The organism is Vitiosangium sp. GDMCC 1.1324 (assembly GCF_003044305.1).
Lineage (GTDB): Bacteria > Myxococcota > Myxococcia > Myxococcales > Myxococcaceae > Archangium.
This window is the reverse complement of sequence record NZ_PZOX01000002.1, coordinates 336246-352322: the sequence shown is the minus strand read 5'-3', so window position 1 is coordinate 352322 and position 16077 is coordinate 336246. Positions and strand designations below refer to the sequence as shown.

Genomic DNA, 16077 nt, shown 5'->3' with positions numbered 1-16077 from the left:
CAGCTTCCTCATGAACCCTGGACCCGAGTCAACTGCCCGGTGTGGCTCGCTGTCTCGTCAAGCCGTGGCGCCTGAGTCAGTACGCCGGCTGCGAGGGCTTGGAGATCTCCTCCAGCGTCCATCCCGAGGCGGTCTCGCTCGTCGCCCGCGTGAGGTCCGCCAGGGACAGGATGCCGACCAGATTCTCGTCGTCATCCACTACTGGCAGCCGGCGGATCTGATTGGCGGCCATCAGGGCCGCCGCCTCCTTCAAGCTGGCGTCCTGGTGGATGACTTCGATTTCCCGGGTCATCACCGCGGAGACCGTCGAGGTGTTGGGATCGTGTCCCAGGGCGAGGCCACGCACCACGATGTCCCGGTCTGTCACCATGCCCACCAGCCTGCCGCCCTCGCAGATGGGCACGGGCCCGATGTTGAACTGGCGCATCATCTCCGCGGCCTGCCTCAGGGTGGCATCGGGCTCGAGCACCTCCACGTCCTGCGTCATTACGTCCTTGAGCGTCTTCATGGCCGCTGGCTCCCTTCTCCGATCCGGGGTTGCTGGGTGGAATCTCGCTCCACCTACGGTGGGTATCCGGAAGGGGCGTTGCACCCGTCGAGGGCTCGGGGAGGAAGGGGGCGGAGAAGGGGCTAGGTGAGGGGTAGCTCGAGCGTGGCGATGGCTCCCTTGCCCGGTCCTTCGCTCTCCAGCGTCAGTTGTCCTCCCAGGAGCCGGGCCGCCAGCGCACTGCTGTGCAGGCCGATGCCATGGCCGTCCTTGTGCGTGCTGAAGCCTTGCGTGAAGAGGCGCTCGCGGACTTCCGGCATCAGGCCCTCGCCGTTGTCCTCCACCTGGATGCGGACCTTGCTCCCCTCGGCGGCCAGCCGCACCCACAGGCGCCGCTCTCCCTCGGGGACCGGCTTCAGGGCATTGTGGGCATTGCTGATCAGACTCGTGAGGATCTGCAGCACCCGGTGCCTGTCCACCCTCACCTTGGGCAGCTCGGCGAGCTCCTTCGTCACCGAGATGCGGAGGTGTTGCAGGGCCACCTGCTGGAGGCGCAGGGCTTCCTCCACCAGCCCGCTCAGGTCGTACTCGTCCGTCAGCAGGGTGGACCTGGCGTGGGTCCGCTGCATCTGGATGATGGTCGCCACCCGGTTCACGTGTCCGTCCAGGGTCTCCATGCCTCGTTTCAGCACCGCCTGCTCGTTGAGCAGCTCGCTGGCGAGGCCGGCGAGGTAGTCCGGTAGGAGGCTGCCGCGCGGGTCCCGGGTGAGGAAGTCCGCCATGTCGCCGCGGTGTGCTTCCATCAGCTCCGATATCTGCTTCACCCGGCCGACGCGCGAGGCATCCACCGCCCTGCGCAGCAGGTCGGTGTCCACCACGACGCTGGTGAGGGCATTGCCCGCCTCGTGGAGGATGTTGGAGGCGATCTCCGCCTTGCCCACCACGCGCGCCGTCTCCACCAGGTGGACCTGGGCCTGCTTCAGCTCGCGTGTGCGCTCCTCCACGCGCCGCTCCAGCTCATCATTGGACTGGCGCAGGGCCGTCTCGGCCCGCCGCACCTCCGTGTACAGGCGCGCGTTCTCCATGGAGATGGAGGCCTGGGAGGCGATGTGCTTCAGCAGGGCGATACGGTTCGGGGAGAAGGCCTCGGTGGCGAGGTCGTTCTCCAGGTACAGCAGCCCGCCCAGCTTCTCCTGGCGCCCGAGGGGAAGGCACAGCAGGCTGCGCGCCGAGCCCTGGGCCTGGGCGAAGTACGGGTCGGTGGAGAAGGGGTGCGGCTGGGCGGTGTCATGGATGAGGACGTGCTCGCCCGAGCGCCGCACGTAGTTGAGCAGCGTCCAGGGCAACGGCCGGGCGGCCTCGTCCGGTATCGAGCCCCGGCCCGGGGTGGTGTCGGCGTGGGCCGCCACCTCCAGCGTGTCGTGCCGCAGCAGGAGCAGCGCGCCTCGCTGGGCGCCGGCGTTCTCCAACGCCACCCGCATGAGCGTGTCCACCAACCGCTCCAGGACGATCTCACTGGAGATGGCCTGCTGGGCCTTGATGACCGTGAGCGCATCCAGGTGGTTGGAGTCCGTCTGGGTGCTGGTGCTCTGGTCCTTCGTGGACGGCGAGGCCAGGAACGGCCACTGCTCGTCCATGTGCCGTGCCTTGCCCTCGGCTCCCCACTGCCACCAGGCCTCGCGGGCCTCTCGGGCGAAGACGGTGGCGGTGGTGGGCATCCCTCGCTCCTTCCAGAAGCGCGCGGCCAGCTCACATGCCAGGGCCACGTTCTGGAGCGAGCCCTGTTCGCGCGCGGACTGGATGGCCTCCTCGTAGGTGCGGAGGGCCTTCTCCGGTTGGCCGTTCAGGCGCGCCAGCTCCGCGGACACCAATCTCTCGGTCGCGCGGAAGTTCTCCGGGCAGTGCGCGGCCCACTCCACCAGCTGCTGGTGGTGCTGCTCGATGGCTTCCAGGTATTCGCGCCGCCGCGGCGCTGGCGCGTCCCGGCAACACGCCGCCAGGGTCAGTGCCCGGTACAGGTGATAGAGGTAATAGTAGAGCTGGCCGAAGTTGGACCAGAGCAAGTCCGCCGCGCCCTCGGCCGCCTGACGCGCCTCTTCATATGCGCCGCACATGAAGCGCGACATCATCTTCACGATGGCATAGCTGCAACGCAGCGGAATCAGGCTCCCGGCGGCCAGTCGTGCTTCGAAGGCCGCCTCGTCGAACCCGTCTCCGTTCAGGGTGGAGAAGGAGTCGGTGCGCCCCCGCAGCTGCTCCACGTACCGCTGGAAGACGAGCATCATCTGGGACACGTCCCAGAAGCCCACCTTGGTGGCGAAGTCGTGGCCCGCCAGGGCCTCCTGTTTCACGTCCGCCAGCTCGCGCCCCATGACGAGCGGCAGCAGGGTGATGTGATTGAAGCAGAGGCAGGCATTGCGGAAGTCTCCCGCCAGGACCGACTGCTCGAAGGCCCTGTGGATGAACTCCCGCGAGGCGGAGAACGGGCTCACCCACACCCCGTTGATCGCCCGGGCGTGGAGCGCCTCGGCGTGGTAGGTGGAGAAGCCCTGGCGCTCGGCGAGCTGGCAGGCGATGTCGCTGAAGGCCAGTCCCTCGCGATACCGCTTGAAGACGTTGCTGCTCAGGAATCCGAACCACGCATACGCGTGCGCGGAGGCGTCCACGTTTCCATGGCGGATGCAGAGGGTCGCCATCCGGCAGAGATGGAGGGCGTGCAGGTTCCTGTGGCTGAAGAACGCGGGCGCGAACAGGGCCACGAGCACGCTCATGGCCGCCTTCATGTCCGGGTCCGTCATGGCCGGCAGCTCGAGGAGGCTCTCGATGGGGCGCGCTCCCAGCAGCGACCACACCTCCTCATGGGCGGCCACCACCTCCTCCCACGAGGGGTTCTGCGGCAGGGGCATGCCGAACTTCTCCAGGCACTCCAGCAGGCAGGCCACGGCGTCCTCGGCATCGCCGGAGAAGACGAGCAGATCTCCCTTGAAGTGATAGGCGGCCGCCATCTCCGCACGCGTGCTCGCCCGGGGCAGCAGCTCCTCCAACAACCGGCGCGCCTCGGCGGTGTTGCCGCACATCACCTCGCAGCTCGCTTGATCCAGGCGCAGCTTGAAGGCCAGCGCGCCCTCCGTCTGCCAGGGATTGCCAGGCAGCAGGGAGAAGGCCATGGCGAAGCAGCTCACGGCCGAGCGGTGAGCATTGGAGACCTTGGCCTTCCAGCCCGCCTCGGCGTTCAGGTGCGCCAGACGGGAGCGCTCCGCGCCGTCCGTCATCAGCTCCACGCCCGAGTTGAGGTGCGCCACCACATCGAAGAGGCGCTCGCGCAGCTCTTCTGGTGAGAGGCTCTCCAGCAACAGGCGGCCCACGCGCAGGTGGACGGCCTTGCGCTCCTCCTCGGGGATGAGGCTGTAGGCCGCCTGTTGGATGCGGTCATGCAGGAAGCGGTAGTGCCAGGCATCCACCCGCACCAGCAGCTCCTCCTGGAGCGCGGGCTCCAGGCCCTGCTCCACCTGGGGGACTTCCTGGTCGGAGAGGAGGGACAACATCCGCACGGAGAAGGCATTGCCCACGCATGCCGCCAGACGGAGCAGCTGCCGGGTCCGCTCCGGCAATTGCTGCAGGCGACCCGCCATGAAGTCGATGACGTTGTCCGAGTACCCTCGGGCCCGTACCCCCTCGGCGTCCCAGCGCCAGCCGCCTCGCGATGCACGCTCCAGCAGTCCGTCCTGGTGGAGCGTCTGCATCCACTGCAGGAGGAAGAAGGGATTGCCCCCCGTCTTCTCCTGGACGAGCGACGACAGTGGCGCCACCAGCTCCGCGCTGGCACCAGGCAGGGTATCGGCCACCAGTTGCCGCGTCTGCTCCAGCGTCAGGGGCCCCAGGTGGATGTCCTCCAGCTTCGCTCCGGCCTTGCGCGCCTCAGAGAGGGTCCGCGTCAGCGGATGGGACGGGCTCACCTCGTTGTCCCGGTAGGCTCCAATCAACAGCAGGGGGGGACTGTCCGGGTGCGTGGCGAGGTACTGGAGGAGCTCGAGGCTGGCGAGGTCCGCCCACTGCAGGTCATCCAGGAAGAGGACGAGGGGGCGCTCGGGCGTGGCGAAGACGCCGAGGAAGCGCTGGAAGACCCGGTTGAAGCGGTTGCGTGCCTCGACGGGAGGCAGTGAGGGGAGGGGGGGCTGTGTGCCGGCGACCCGCTCGAGCGGGGGCACCAGGTCCACCAGCACCTGGCCGTTGCCCTCCCACGCTTCCAGCAGCCGGTGGCGCCAGGCCGCCACTTCCTCGTCGCTGCCGGCCAGGAGCTGCTGCACCAGCTCACGAATGGCCTGCGCCAGGGTGGAGTAGGGGACGTCGCGCTGGAGCTGGTCGAACTTGCCACTGAGGAAGAAGCCGCGCCGCAGCAGCACGGGGCGGTGTAGCTCGCGGACGGCGGCGGACTTGCCGATGCCGGAGTAGCCCCGTACGAGCACCCACTCGGTGCGCCGCGTACGAGCCACCCGCTCGAAGGACTCCAGCAGGGTGTTTACCTGGGCCTCGCGGCCGTACAGGCGCTGGGGGAGCTGGAAGCGGGCGGGAAGGTCCCGGCTACCCAGGGGGAAGGACTCCCGCTCGCCGCGCCGCAATGCCTCCTGGCACCGCTCCAGGTCCGCGTGCAGCCCCTCGGCGCTCTGGTAGCGCTCCTCGGCCCCCTTGGCCAACAGCTTCATCACCACCGCCGAGAGCACGGGCGGAAGGGATGGCTCCACCTGGTGTGGAGGAAGGGGCACCTGGGCCAGATGGGCGTGGAACCACTCCAGGACATCCTGCCCCTGGAAGGGCAGCCTCCCCGTGAGCACCTCGTAGAAGGCGACCCCCAGCGAGTAGAAGTCCGTGCGGTAGTCCACCGCGCGATTCATCCTCCCCGACTGCTCCGGGGACATGTACGCCGGAGTGCCTTCGACGAGCTGGTGCTGGAGGACCGCCTCCACGTGCTCCACGCGCTGCAGGGTGGCGATACCGAAGTCGATGAGCCAGGCCTTGCCCGAGGGCGTCACGAGGATGTTTGAGGGCTTGATGTCCTTGTGGATGACGCCGCGCCGGTGGACCTCCGCCAGGGTGGCCGCGAGGGAGAGCGCCAGCTCGAGGAAGCGGGAAGGCTCGAGGGGACGGCCCACCTGCTCCGAGAGCGCCGTGCCCCCCACGTCCTCCAGGAGGAGGATGGGCCGCTCGTGGAGCACCTCGAGTGCGTGGGCGGTGATGACTCCGGGGGTGCCTCGCAGACGCTGCAGGAGCTCGTACTCGCGCTGGTAACGGGTGCGATCGCGCGGACCGGGGTTCCGGGAGCGCGGCGTCTTGACGATGACCGGGAGCCCGTCGGCCTCGCGTACCGCCCGGTAGAGGAGGTTGGTGCGCGTCTCCTGGAAGGGGCTCAGGAGCTTGTACCCGGGGAGGTGGAGCGACGTGATGCTGGTGGCGGAGGCGGCGCTGACAATCATGTGGTGGTGGGACTCGCTCTTCCCCGATACGGAGGGCTCCGGTAGGTGTCAAACACCTCGTACGCCCGGTCCAGGCGGTCCAGGTGTCAAACACCTCGTACTCGCACCGCCGGTGGTGTCAGACACCTCGTACGGCGGTGTCAAACACCTCGTACAGGCTACGGGTGCTGCTCCAGCTCGCGCAGCTTGTCGATGAGGGCCTGCATGCGCGCGTGGTGGGAGCCGGCCCAGAAGACGCGCTTGCAGCCGGGGCACTGGTGGAAGCGGGTGAACGAGGCGTGCACGCGCTCGGGCACGCGGCCGCGCACCTCCTCGGGCGAGGCCGGAGCCAGGGGCGCGTTGCACTCGAGGCACCGGGAGAAGGGGTGCATGTGTGCGGTGAGTTGGAAGCGCCGCGCCACCTCCACGAGCTGCCGCGAGGGGTCCGTCTCGCGGGGGAAGTACCCGTGCACCACCTCGGAGCGCTTGAGCACGCCGATGTCCCGGGTGAGCAGGATGCGCTGCTCGTCCCGCGAGAGTCGGGCGAGCACGTCATCGGCGTAGTCGTTGCGCCACAGCGTGTCGAAGCCGAGCATGCGCAGCAGGCCCGAGAGCTTTCCGAGCCCCACGTCGAGCAGGAAGCGCGGCTCGGGAAGGGGAGGGGGCCCCACGCGCACCAGTGCAGTCACGTCGAGGGCGGAGAACGCGGGGTAGACCGCCACGCGCTGGCCATTCGTGACGCGGTGCGTGAAGTCCACCGGTTGGCCCTCCACCAGGACCACGTCCACCTCGGGGTGGGGAGGGCCGAGCGATTCGATGAGGTCTTTCACCGAACAAGGCCCGTTGAGCGGGTGGACGAACTCGACGCCGCGGCGCTCGGGGGCGAGGAAGTCGTTGAGCGAGCCGTAGAAGCGGACCGTCACCTGGAGCATGCCGGGTTCCGCCGGGGGGTCATGACGGCGTGCGGCCCGTCAGGAAGCGGTGGACCTTGGGGATGACGCGCAGCACCCGCTCCAGCGGCGGCGTGAGGCCGAGCGTGCCGAGGATGCGCACCGGCTGGGTGAGCTTGGTGGCCAGGTAGCCGCCGACGATGGTGCCCGAGGTGCCGCCGGCGCCCTCGACCTGGAAGCCCAGGCGGATGGCCACGCTGAAGCCAATCCAGCAGGCGAAGAAGATGGCGAAGTAGACCCAGATGGCGAGCCGGCCATAGTCCACCATGAGCGCCTTGAAGCGCTCCTTGAGGGAGGGCTTCGCCGCCACGGCCTGGGAAGCGGAGGTCTCGTTCGGATTCGGTGTCACAGGCGGCTCAACAGTCTCCATTGTCCCCACCATGCCCCACTTCGAGGCGTCCAGCGAGTCAACCCGCTGACTGCCCGGTTGCATTCCTGTCCGGGTTGTCAGGCTCCCAGCCGGCAAGGTAGAGGTGGGGGTTCCATGGTGCACCGATTCCGCGTTCTGATCCTCGTGGGCCTCGCCACCCTCGCCGCCGACCAGGTGACCAAGTACCTGGCGGTGGCCCACCTGACGGAGGCGCTCGATGGGCGGACGGGCTTGTCGCGGGTGGAGGGCTTCTTCTCCGAGCAGAACCTGGACAACGACCCGCCCGTGGAAGGGGCGCACCGCAGGTCCACACGGCCCTACCGTTTCATCGAGGACTACTGGCACTTCCGTTACGTCGAGAACCCGGGTGCGGCCTGGGGCCTCTTCGCCAGCCTGTCCGAGTCCGTGCGCCGGCCCTTCTTCCACCTGGTGAGCCTGGTGGCGCTCGGCTTCATCTTCTTCATGTACGTGCGGCTCACCCCGGAGCAGCGGATGGTGCGCTGGGCGCTGGCGCTCGTGGCGGGTGGGGCGCTGGGCAACTTCCTGGACAGGCTCCTGCGCGGCTACGTCATCGACTTCATCGATTGGCACTGGCGCAACCAGCCGGGCATGCGCTGGCCCACCTTCAACGTGGCCGACGCCGCCATCTGCGTGGGAGTGGGTCTGTTGCTGCTGGACTCTCTGAGGGATCGCCGGTCCGTGGAATCCGTGACGCCGGGGGGGCAGGTGGTGTAAGCCGCCACCCGTGCCCCGCAAATACCTCCTCCTGCTGACGGTGGCGCTTGGCGTCATCGTTCTCGACCAGTGGACGAAGTACCTCGTCGTCCGCGAGCTCACCACCCGCTTCGATGACCGGCCCACGTTGGGCGAGCGGCTGTCGGCGATGTATGGCGAGCCCCCGCCCCAGGGCTTCGACGGACTGCACTACCGGTCCAAGCGCTACATCGAGGTCTCCCCGTCCTTCTTCCGCCTGCGCTACGCGGAAAACCCGGGTGCGGCCTGGGGCCTGTTCCGCAGCCTGCCGCCCAACGTGCGCGGGCCGCTCTTCCACGTGGTGAGCATCGGCGCGGTGGTGCTCATCACCTGGTACTTCACCCGGCTGAGCGGGAAGGACCCCAAGGAGCGCTGGGCGCTGTGGGGCCTGCCCCTGGTGCTCGGAGGGGCCATCGGCAACTACATCGACCGGCTCGCCCGGGCCTTCGTCATCGATTTCCTCGAGGCCCACTGGTACGACAAGGCCACCTGGCCGTCCTTCAACGTGGCGGACTCGGCCATCGTGCTGGGCGTGGGGCTGCTCCTGGTGGATGCCTTCGTGCGCAAGGAGACGCCCAAGGAGGAGAAGTCGGCCGAGGTCCGCTCCTGACGGCGGGCCGCTCGCCCTCCCAGCGGTCCGGCTCTGGGGCCGCCCCATCCCACCCCCGAGGCGCCGTGAACGGGTAACCTGCACGGCCTCGCGCTCGTACACGGTCCTGCCCATGCTTCCCGTCCTCGTCCATTTCACCTTCACGGCCCTGTGGTCCCAGGTCCTCCTGTACGCGGTGGCGCTCGCCGCGGTGGCGTATATCTCCTACAACGGTTGGCGTAACGCCGAGGGCACGCCCAAGGCTCCGGGCGAGAAGCCCGCGCCGCCTACGTCCGAGCAGCGGATGTCGCGTGCGCTCGGCTACGGGGCCATCGCGGCGCTCCTGGCGTGGTTCGGCCTGCGCTATGCGCTGCCCTCGAGTGCCATCCCGGACGGCAAGGGCGAGGGCATCCCCGTGCACACCTACGGCGTGCTGCTGGCCAGCGGCTTCATCACCGCGGTGTCGGTGGCGTCGCGGCTGGCGCAGGAGGAGTGGCGCAAGCTGGCGTGGGTGCCGGACGCCCAGGGCGGCGGCCGGTGGGTGGACGTCGAGGGCCCTCGCAAGCGCGAGGCGGTGATGGACCTGGCCTTCTACGTGCTGGTGGGCGGACTGGTGGGCAGCCGCGTCCTCTTCGTGCTTGTCAACTGGAAGGACTACGCCCGCGACTGGACGCAGGTGTTGTCGCTGGGCGGCGGGCTCGTCTTCTACGGTGGCCTCATCGGCGCGGCGCTGGCGGCGTACTACTTCGCGCGCAAGAACGACATGGACTTCCTGCGGCTGGCGGACCTGGCCATCCCCACGGTGTCGCTGGGCCAGTGCCTGGGGCGCCTGGGGTGCTTCTCCGCCGGTTGCTGCTGGGGGGACGTTGCCTCCGCCGGTTCGCGCTTCATGGCCCACTTCCCCGGCTCCGGGCTGGCCAAGGACATCTTCGGGCGGCTCGGGGGCACCTCCAGCCTCGCCTTCCAGTCGCAGGCCCAGGACGCTCGCTACGTGGTCGAGGCCACCGGTGAAATCCTCCACCACGCGGCCCCCGGCGCGGTGCGCATCTCCGAGTGGGTGACGCAGCACGGCACCACGCTCCCGGTGTTCCCCACGCAGATCTACGAGTCCGTGGGCCAGCTCGTCCTCTTCCTGGTGTTGCTGTACGCCCGGCGTTTCCGGCGCTTCCACGGGCAGATTTTCGCCCTGTGGTTGATGTGCTACGCGGTGTTGCGCACCTCGGTGGAGCTGTTCCGCGGAGATACCGAGCGCGGCACCCTGCACGGCCTGCTCCAGTCGCTGGGCGCCTCGGGGCTGGCCGACGCCGTGCCCCTGGAGGCATGGTTCAACATCTCCACCAGCCAGTTCATCTCCCTGTGCATGTTCACTTTTGGCGCCACTTTGCTGTACCGGCGGATTCGCCGGGCGGGCGAGGCGGCTGGCGTAGGGCCGACACCGAGCCCTGCATGAGGTTGATCCGCGCGCGCGTCTTGGGGACACTCTGAGGGCGCATGCCGTACGAGCCCTCGAAATCGTCATCGAAGAACCAGGCCGCGAAGGCCGGTACCTCCGCGAAGTCCTCCGCCCGGCTGGCCTCGGCCACGGGCGATACGCAGTCCGGCATGCCCGCGAAGTCGGGCAGCGAGGTGGCCTTCCAGGAGTGCGATGCCATCGAGTCCGAGCTCGCGGCCCTGAAGGTGGCCTACGAGCACTACTTCATGGGCATCGATCGGCTTCCGCCGACGCGCCAGTACGAGGACCTCAAGAAGCGGCTGGAGCGGCTCAAGAGCAGCTTCGTGCGCAACACCGCGGCCAAGTTCCGCGTGCAGGCCATCCACAGCAAGTTCGTCACCTACGAGCGGCTGTGGCAGCGCACGATTCAGGAGATCGAGAACGGCACCTACAAGCGGGACGTCGCCAAGGCGAAGCGCCGGGCCGACAAGCAGAAGCCGGCCGGCGACAAGGCTCGCACCCAGGGGCCGGTGGAGCTGTCGGACGAAGATCTCGACATGGAGGAGGTGCTGTCGTCCGTGGGCAAGCCATCCGCGCCGCCGTCCATGGCGCCGATGGAGCCGGTGCCCTTCCGGGGCGTGCCGTCGGTGGCGCCGCTGATGTCGCCCTCCGTGCCGTCGGTGGCGCCGCTGGTGCCGCCGGTGGCCCCCATGGTGGCGACTCCGGCGCGGGGCACGGCCGTCCCATCCATTCCTTCCGTGGCGCCACTGGTGCCCTCCGTGGCTCCGTTGGTGCCCTCCGTCGCGCCCGTGGTGGCGCCCGCGGTGCCGCGCGTGGCCCCCATGGCGGCGGCCCGTCCTCCCGCCGCTCCCAAGCCCGCGGCGGCGGCGCGTCCTCCCGCGGCGGCCAGCGCCAGCGAGCTCTCCGACGACAAGCTGAAGGGTGTCTATGACGCCTACGTCGCCGCCAAGCGCCGCAACAAGGAAGACACGTCGAAGATGAGCTACGACTCCATCGCCGCCTCGCTGCGCAAGCAGGTGCCGGAGCTGATGAAGCAGCACGGCGCGAAGTCGGTGGAGTTCAAGGTCGTCATCAAGGACGGCAAGGCCGTGCTCAAGGCCGTGCCCAAGTAGGGCGTGCGCGGATGAACCAGGACCTGGAGTCGCTCAAGGCGCGGGTGGGCCGCCTGTCGGTGATGATTTTCGACATCGACGGCACGCTCACCGACGGCCGCATCTTCTGGGTGCCCAACTCGGGCTGGACGCAGATGTACAGCGTGCGCGACGGCATGGGCATCAAGCGGCTGCAGGAGGCGGGGCTGGAGGTGGCGGCCATCTCCGGCGGCGACAGCCTGTCGGCGCAGATGCGGATGCAGTCACTGGGCCTCAAGCACGTGCACTTCGGCAGCCAGGACAAGGTGGCGCACTTCGAGAAGCTGCTGGAGCTCCTGAAGGTGACGGCGGACCGGTGTGGGTACATGGGGGACGAGCTGGTGGACCTGCCGCTGCTCAAGGCGGTGGGGTTCTCGGCGGCGCCCCCCGAGGCCCCGGACGAGGTGCGTTCGCAAGTGCACTATGTGGCGCAGCGGCCGGCGGGCTTCGGCGCGGCGCGCGAGGTGTGTGAGTTCATTCTCCGTCACCGGCCGGCGCCCTGAGGCCCCCGGAGGACGAGCCAAACGTTGGCTGTTGAAAGCCGTTGCACGTGAGAGGCGTCAAGCCGCTCTGGAGGGAGGTTGTCCCGGTGGGGGGGGCTCCCTAGTTTGCCCACGCGTCGAGCCCCTGCCGGGCGCTCGGGGACGCGGACTGGCACATGCACCGGACTTCGAGGTGGGCGATGGCAGGCGGGATGCGGCGCAAGGGGCTCGGGCTGGCGGCGGCGGTGCTGTGGCTGGCGAGCGGGTGCGCGGCGCCCCCCGAGGACGCGGAGGCACGTCTGGCGGAGCTCCAGGCCGAGGACGAGCGCATGGACGCGGCGCTCGATGAGGTGGAGACGCGGCTGCTGGGTAACCAGTCGATGATGCACCTGTGGGCGGAGCTGGGGCGGAGGCACCAGGAGGTGTCGGCCATCCAGTGCCGCGTGGCGGACGAGCACCTGATGGGGATGGCGAAGAACCTGGAGCACCAGCAGGAGAAGGCGCGGCGCCTCAAGAAGGGGCGCAGCATGGCGTCGGTGGACTCCTCGGTGTTGACCTCGGGCAGCCGGGAGCGGCTGAGCAACAACTAGCTACCGCGGGCCTCCAGGATGTACTTCGGCCCCGAAGGACAGCGGACGGGCGTGCGGGCGCCGGCTTCCGTGACGAAGGTGCCAAATCCGGCTACAACTCCCGCCCCGTGAGAACCCGGATTGTCGCACTCGTCCTCGCCTTCGCGGCCGGGCTCGCCGGCTGTAACGCCACTCCTCCCGAGGAGTGTACCCCCCCTCCTCAGCCGGTGATGAACGGCCAGGGCGCCGTCTACCGTTGCGTCGCCTCCGAGGATTGTCCCCGCTCCTCGCGCGTGTCGCTGTGCGTCAGCGACACCGGCACCCAGGAGGAGTGCATCCGCTGCCTGAACACCGAGTGTGTTCGCGTCATCCCGGAGGCCTGCTAGTGCGGCGTTTGATGCTCGTCCTGGCCCTCGCGCTCGCCCCGGGCTGCTCCCGGGACAGCGCCACCGACCACATGCAGCGCGCCCGCGACGCCATCTTCGAGAAGCGTCCCGACGAGGCCCTGGTGGAGTACCGCAAGGCGCTGGACGCCCTGCGCACGGATGAGACCCCGCAGGCCCAGGTGCTCAAGGCCCGTGCCCTCAAGGGTGCCGCCGACGTGTACTGGCTCGAGCTGCGCAAGGTGAAGGAGGCCGCGAGCGTCTACAAGGAGCTCATCGCCCAGTGCCCCGAGTCTCCCGAGGCCCTGGAGGGCCGCGTGGTGCTCGCCGAGCTGCTGCGCGTGCACTTCCGGGATTTGCGTGGCGCCATCGATCAGCTCACCGCTGCACTGGCGCGCAACCCGCCCCAGGGCGCCGAGCTGCATTACCAGGTGGCCAAGCTCTACTTCGAGCTGCAGGACTACCAGCAGTGCGTGCTGGAGTCGCGCAAGCTGACCGAGCGCTTCGCCACCAGCGCCTTCGTGGACGACGCCATCTACCTGCAGGCCCAGGCGCTGCACATGCAGGCGCTGGGGGCGCAGCCCGGCTCGCCCGAGGTGCAGCGCTACCGCCAGGAGGCCTCGCGCACGTACGCGGACCTCATCGCCCGCTTTCCGGACTCGGAGCTGGCGCCGCACGCCGTCTTCGAGATGGGCAAGCTGAAGGCCGAGGCGGGGGACAACGAGAAGGCCATCGAGACGTGGGTGCAGGCGCTGAAGACCCACCCGGAGCCGGCCATGGTGCAGGACGCCATCACCCGGGCCCGCCGCCGCATCACCGCGACGCTGCCGGATGGGCTCGACCGCAAGTCGGCCTTCGACCACAACCTCAAGCACCGCAACTCGGTGGAAGCCGTCGGCGGCTCGGCCGATGAGGCCAAGCGCGACTACGGCGACTGAGGCTCTTCCTCCGCTCCGCTTCCCTCCCGCCTGAACGCGGACCCCTCTCATGTTTTCGTTGCCAGCGCGTGCCGATGTGGTTAGGTTCCTAACGACATGGCACTCGAGCTGAAACGACTCCCGAGACACGAGACCCTCCAGAAGGAGGCCGGGCGCTACCCGGACTCCGACGGGTCGGCTGTGGAGACGTGCCTGCACCTGCTGCATGTCGCGGGGGAGGTGGAGGCAGCCTACGAAGCTCACTTCGCCCGGCATGGCCTGTCCCGGGCGCGCTTCATCGTCCTCATGCAGTTGCAGCGGGAGGAGGAGGGCCTGCGTCCGGCCGAGCTGGCCGAGCGCACGGGCGTCACCCGCCCGACGATGACCGGGTTGCTGGACGGGCTGGAGAAGGAGGGTCTCATCTTGCGCAGGGCGCACGCCGAGGACGGCCGCATGTCGCTGGTGCGCCTGTCCGCCAAGGGGCGCCAGCGGTTGGAGGGCACCCTGCCGGACCACTACCGCCGCACCGCGGCCCTGATGCGGGGCCTGTCCTCCGAGGAGCGCGAGCAGCTCGAGGCTCTGCTCACGAAGGTCGCCGCCGGCATTCCCCACGTGAGGGACACCTGAGCGGGAGACCCCGGAGTCTCTTTTTTTGGATGGATGGTTAGGAGCCTAATGACATGGAAGCGATGGCCACGAGAATCGAGCGGGGAAGCGCGGTGTGCACCCTCATCAACGTCTTCACCGTGGCGCCCGAGCGGCAGGGCGAGCTGGTGAAGGTGCTGGAGGAGGCGACGGAGCAGGTGATGCGGTACCTGCCAGGGTTCGTCTCGGCGAACATCCACCGGGGTCTGGATGGCACCCGCGTGGCCAACTATGCGCAGTGGGCGAGCCGCGAGCACTTCGAGGCCATGCTGCGCAATCCCCGGGCGCAGGAGCACATGCGGGCCGCGGCGGCGCTGGTCGAGAAGTTCGAGCCGCACCTCTACGAGGTGGTCTCCACGCACCAGCGGAGCGCGCCATGAGGAAACCTCGCTACTGGGTGGCGGTGGCCTCGTGCGACCACGTGCGCAAGGGCGTGGAGGGCGGTTTCGGACAGGCCTGCCACGGGAAGGCGGCGCCGCTGCGGCGCATGGCTCCGGGGGATTGGGTGCTCTACTACTCGCCGCGCCTGCGCTTCGAGGGCGAGGAGCCCTGCCAGGCGTTCACGGCCATTGGCCGCGTGGTGGACGCGCCGGTGGAGCAGGACATGGGGGGAGGCTTCAATCCCTTCCGCCGGGCGATCGCCTTCCTCCCATGCCGCGAGGTGCCCATCCGTCCGTTGCTCGGGCGGTTGAGCTTCATCCAGGACGTTCAGCGCTGGGGCTACATCTTCCGCCGGGGCCACTTCGAGCTGCCCGAGGCGGACTTCCAGTTGCTGTCCCGGGAGATGCTGGGCGGCGAGCAACTCCCCGCGCCTGTCTAGGCCCGCACTCCATCGAGCACGGTCTCGAAGAGGGGCGCGGCCTGGGTGGGGTCATCCGCATCCGCCACGAGCAGCAGGTGGATGCGGCCACGCTCCACCCGCGCATCCACGCCTTCCAGCTTCACCTTCAAGTCCACGCCATCGAGGAACATCGGCGAGCCATCCGGCGCCAGCACGCCCACCGCCGAGCCCATCACCGCGCCATCCGCGTAGGCATCGCGGGTGTCCTCGGCGGAGGCGGTGAAGACGATGCGGCCATCCGGCAGTGGCGCGGCGTCCGTGAAGGACAGGCGCACGTTGCCCGAGCGGCCCAACTCCCAGCGGCGCACGGTGCGCACCACGTCGGGTTGAAGGGGCTCGCCCGCCTCCAGCGCGCGCAGCACCCGGCCCGCGTCCAGGTCCACCACCGCGTCCGTCCCCTGGTCTCCGTTGCCCCGGTTGAGCAGGCGCAGGCGCGGGCCCGACACCGCGGCGCCCTCCACGTTGAGCGGACCCAATTCGCGGGTGAGCTGTGCGTAGACGCTGGTGAAGTCCACCTCGCGCACCGCGCCACCGATGCTCCCGTCCGCCGCCAGCGGCACCAGCGCGCCCTTCATCCGCACCGACGTGCTCCCCGAGGGCACCGCCAGCATGGCTCCATGCGGTGCGTCCTGGATGCCTCCGAGCAGGCAGAGCGCCTCCATGTCTGGCTTGAGCGCCTTGCGGGCCTTGGGCTCCAGCGGCAGCTCGCCCGGGAAGAGGCGCAGGAGTTGTCCCGGGGCGTCTCCCTCGAGCGGGAAGGTGGCCAGGAACAGCGAGTCGTCCGCGACGACGTGAATCCATTGTCCCGCGCGCACGAGCCCGCTCGCGGCGGACACGTGGGCATGGCCGTCCGGAGTCTCGGGAGTCTGCAGTGTCAGTTTCCGGCGCTGGGTGAGGCGGAGCATGATCCCCACCCTAACCCCGTCCCGGCGGGAGCGGGGGCCGGATGCGTTCGCTGAGCCTTCACCGTCTCACCCTTTGGGACACCCTTGGGAGGAGGCCGGAGTGGGGGTCTTCCCCCCGGATACCCCCCACTCCGGCCCTCGTCGAGCACCTCG

General features: G+C 69.2%; 16 protein-coding genes. 11 read left to right on the top strand and 5 right to left on the bottom strand.

Features of this window, described 5'->3' with window-relative positions; translation table 11 throughout:
• Window positions 1–76: 76 nt before the first annotated feature.
• From DAT35_RS05925 to DAT35_RS05910, 4 genes are all read right to left on the bottom strand, one after another.
• Entirely contained in the window at window positions 77–508 is a 432-nt protein-coding gene (locus DAT35_RS05925) for a CBS domain-containing protein (RefSeq protein WP_108065911.1), read from the bottom strand.
• A 122-nt stretch (window positions 509–630) separates the two neighbouring features.
• Window positions 631–5958: an ATP-binding sensor histidine kinase gene (locus tag DAT35_RS05920; RefSeq protein ID WP_108065910.1), complete on the bottom strand. Its 5328-nt coding sequence runs from the start codon at window positions 5956–5958 to the stop codon at window positions 631–633.
• 158 nt (window positions 5959–6116) lie between these two features.
• Window positions 6117–6869: a Mut7-C RNAse domain-containing protein gene (locus tag DAT35_RS05915; protein WP_108065909.1), complete on the bottom strand. Its 753-nt coding sequence runs from the start codon at window positions 6867–6869 to the stop codon at window positions 6117–6119.
• Window positions 6870–6888: 19 nt separating this feature from the next.
• Complete coding sequence (locus DAT35_RS05910) at window positions 6889–7236, bottom strand: hypothetical protein (protein WP_108065908.1); 348 nt, start codon at window positions 7234–7236, stop codon at window positions 6889–6891.
• A 135-nt stretch (window positions 7237–7371) separates the two neighbouring features.
• Between DAT35_RS05910 and lspA (DAT35_RS05905) the strand changes: the two genes are divergently transcribed.
• The 11 genes from lspA (DAT35_RS05905) (at window position 7372) to DAT35_RS05860 (ending at window position 14998) form a co-directional block, all read left to right on the top strand.
• On the top strand, window positions 7372–7992 hold the full coding sequence (gene lspA, locus DAT35_RS05905; RefSeq protein ID WP_108065907.1) for a signal peptidase II: 621 nt from the start codon (window positions 7372–7374) through the stop codon (window positions 7990–7992).
• A 10-nt stretch (window positions 7993–8002) separates the two neighbouring features.
• Window positions 8003–8620, top strand: coding sequence for a signal peptidase II (gene lspA, locus DAT35_RS05900; protein WP_108065906.1), 618 nt, complete (start codon window positions 8003–8005; stop codon window positions 8618–8620).
• A 112-nt stretch (window positions 8621–8732) separates the two neighbouring features.
• Complete coding sequence (locus DAT35_RS05895) at window positions 8733–10049, top strand: prolipoprotein diacylglyceryl transferase (RefSeq protein ID WP_108065905.1); 1317 nt, start codon at window positions 8733–8735, stop codon at window positions 10047–10049.
• 41 nt (window positions 10050–10090) lie between these two features.
• The gene (locus tag DAT35_RS05890; RefSeq protein WP_233261321.1) at window positions 10091–11164 is read left to right on the top strand and encodes an MXAN_5187 C-terminal domain-containing protein; all 1074 of its coding nucleotides are present in this window, start codon (window positions 10091–10093) and stop codon (window positions 11162–11164) included.
• Window positions 11165–11175: 11 nt separating this feature from the next.
• The gene (locus DAT35_RS05885; protein WP_108065904.1) at window positions 11176–11685 is read left to right on the top strand and encodes an HAD family hydrolase; all 510 of its coding nucleotides are present in this window, start codon (window positions 11176–11178) and stop codon (window positions 11683–11685) included.
• Window positions 11686–11864: 179 nt separating this feature from the next.
• Window positions 11865–12254 carry a hypothetical protein gene (locus DAT35_RS05880; protein WP_199242822.1) on the top strand — a complete coding sequence of 130 codons (390 nt, stop codon included), beginning with the start codon at window positions 11865–11867 and terminating at the stop codon, window positions 12252–12254.
• A 107-nt stretch (window positions 12255–12361) separates the two neighbouring features.
• The gene (locus DAT35_RS57985) at window positions 12362–12619 is read left to right on the top strand and encodes a hypothetical protein (RefSeq protein WP_146209585.1); all 258 of its coding nucleotides are present in this window, start codon (window positions 12362–12364) and stop codon (window positions 12617–12619) included.
• Window positions 12619–13554, top strand: coding sequence for a tetratricopeptide repeat protein (locus DAT35_RS05875; protein WP_108065902.1), 936 nt, complete (start codon window positions 12619–12621; stop codon window positions 13552–13554). The genes DAT35_RS57985 and DAT35_RS05875 overlap by 1 nt, the downstream gene beginning before the upstream one ends.
• 96 nt (window positions 13555–13650) lie before the next feature.
• Window positions 13651–14160: a MarR family winged helix-turn-helix transcriptional regulator gene (locus DAT35_RS05870; protein ID WP_108065901.1), complete on the top strand. Its 510-nt coding sequence runs from the start codon at window positions 13651–13653 to the stop codon at window positions 14158–14160.
• 53 nt (window positions 14161–14213) lie between these two features.
• Window positions 14214–14558: an antibiotic biosynthesis monooxygenase gene (locus DAT35_RS05865; RefSeq protein WP_199242821.1), complete on the top strand. Its 345-nt coding sequence runs from the start codon at window positions 14214–14216 to the stop codon at window positions 14556–14558.
• Window positions 14555–14998: an EVE domain-containing protein gene (locus tag DAT35_RS05860; protein ID WP_108065900.1), complete on the top strand. Its 444-nt coding sequence runs from the start codon at window positions 14555–14557 to the stop codon at window positions 14996–14998. Before DAT35_RS05865 ends, DAT35_RS05860 begins: the two co-directional genes overlap by 4 nt.
• Here DAT35_RS05860 and DAT35_RS05855 read toward each other — a convergent pair.
• The gene (locus DAT35_RS05855; RefSeq protein ID WP_108065899.1) at window positions 14995–15924 is read right to left on the bottom strand and encodes a hypothetical protein; all 930 of its coding nucleotides are present in this window, start codon (window positions 15922–15924) and stop codon (window positions 14995–14997) included. The two genes, DAT35_RS05860 and DAT35_RS05855, sit on opposite strands and share 4 nt — an antisense overlap.
• Window positions 15925–16077 lie beyond the last annotated feature (153 nt).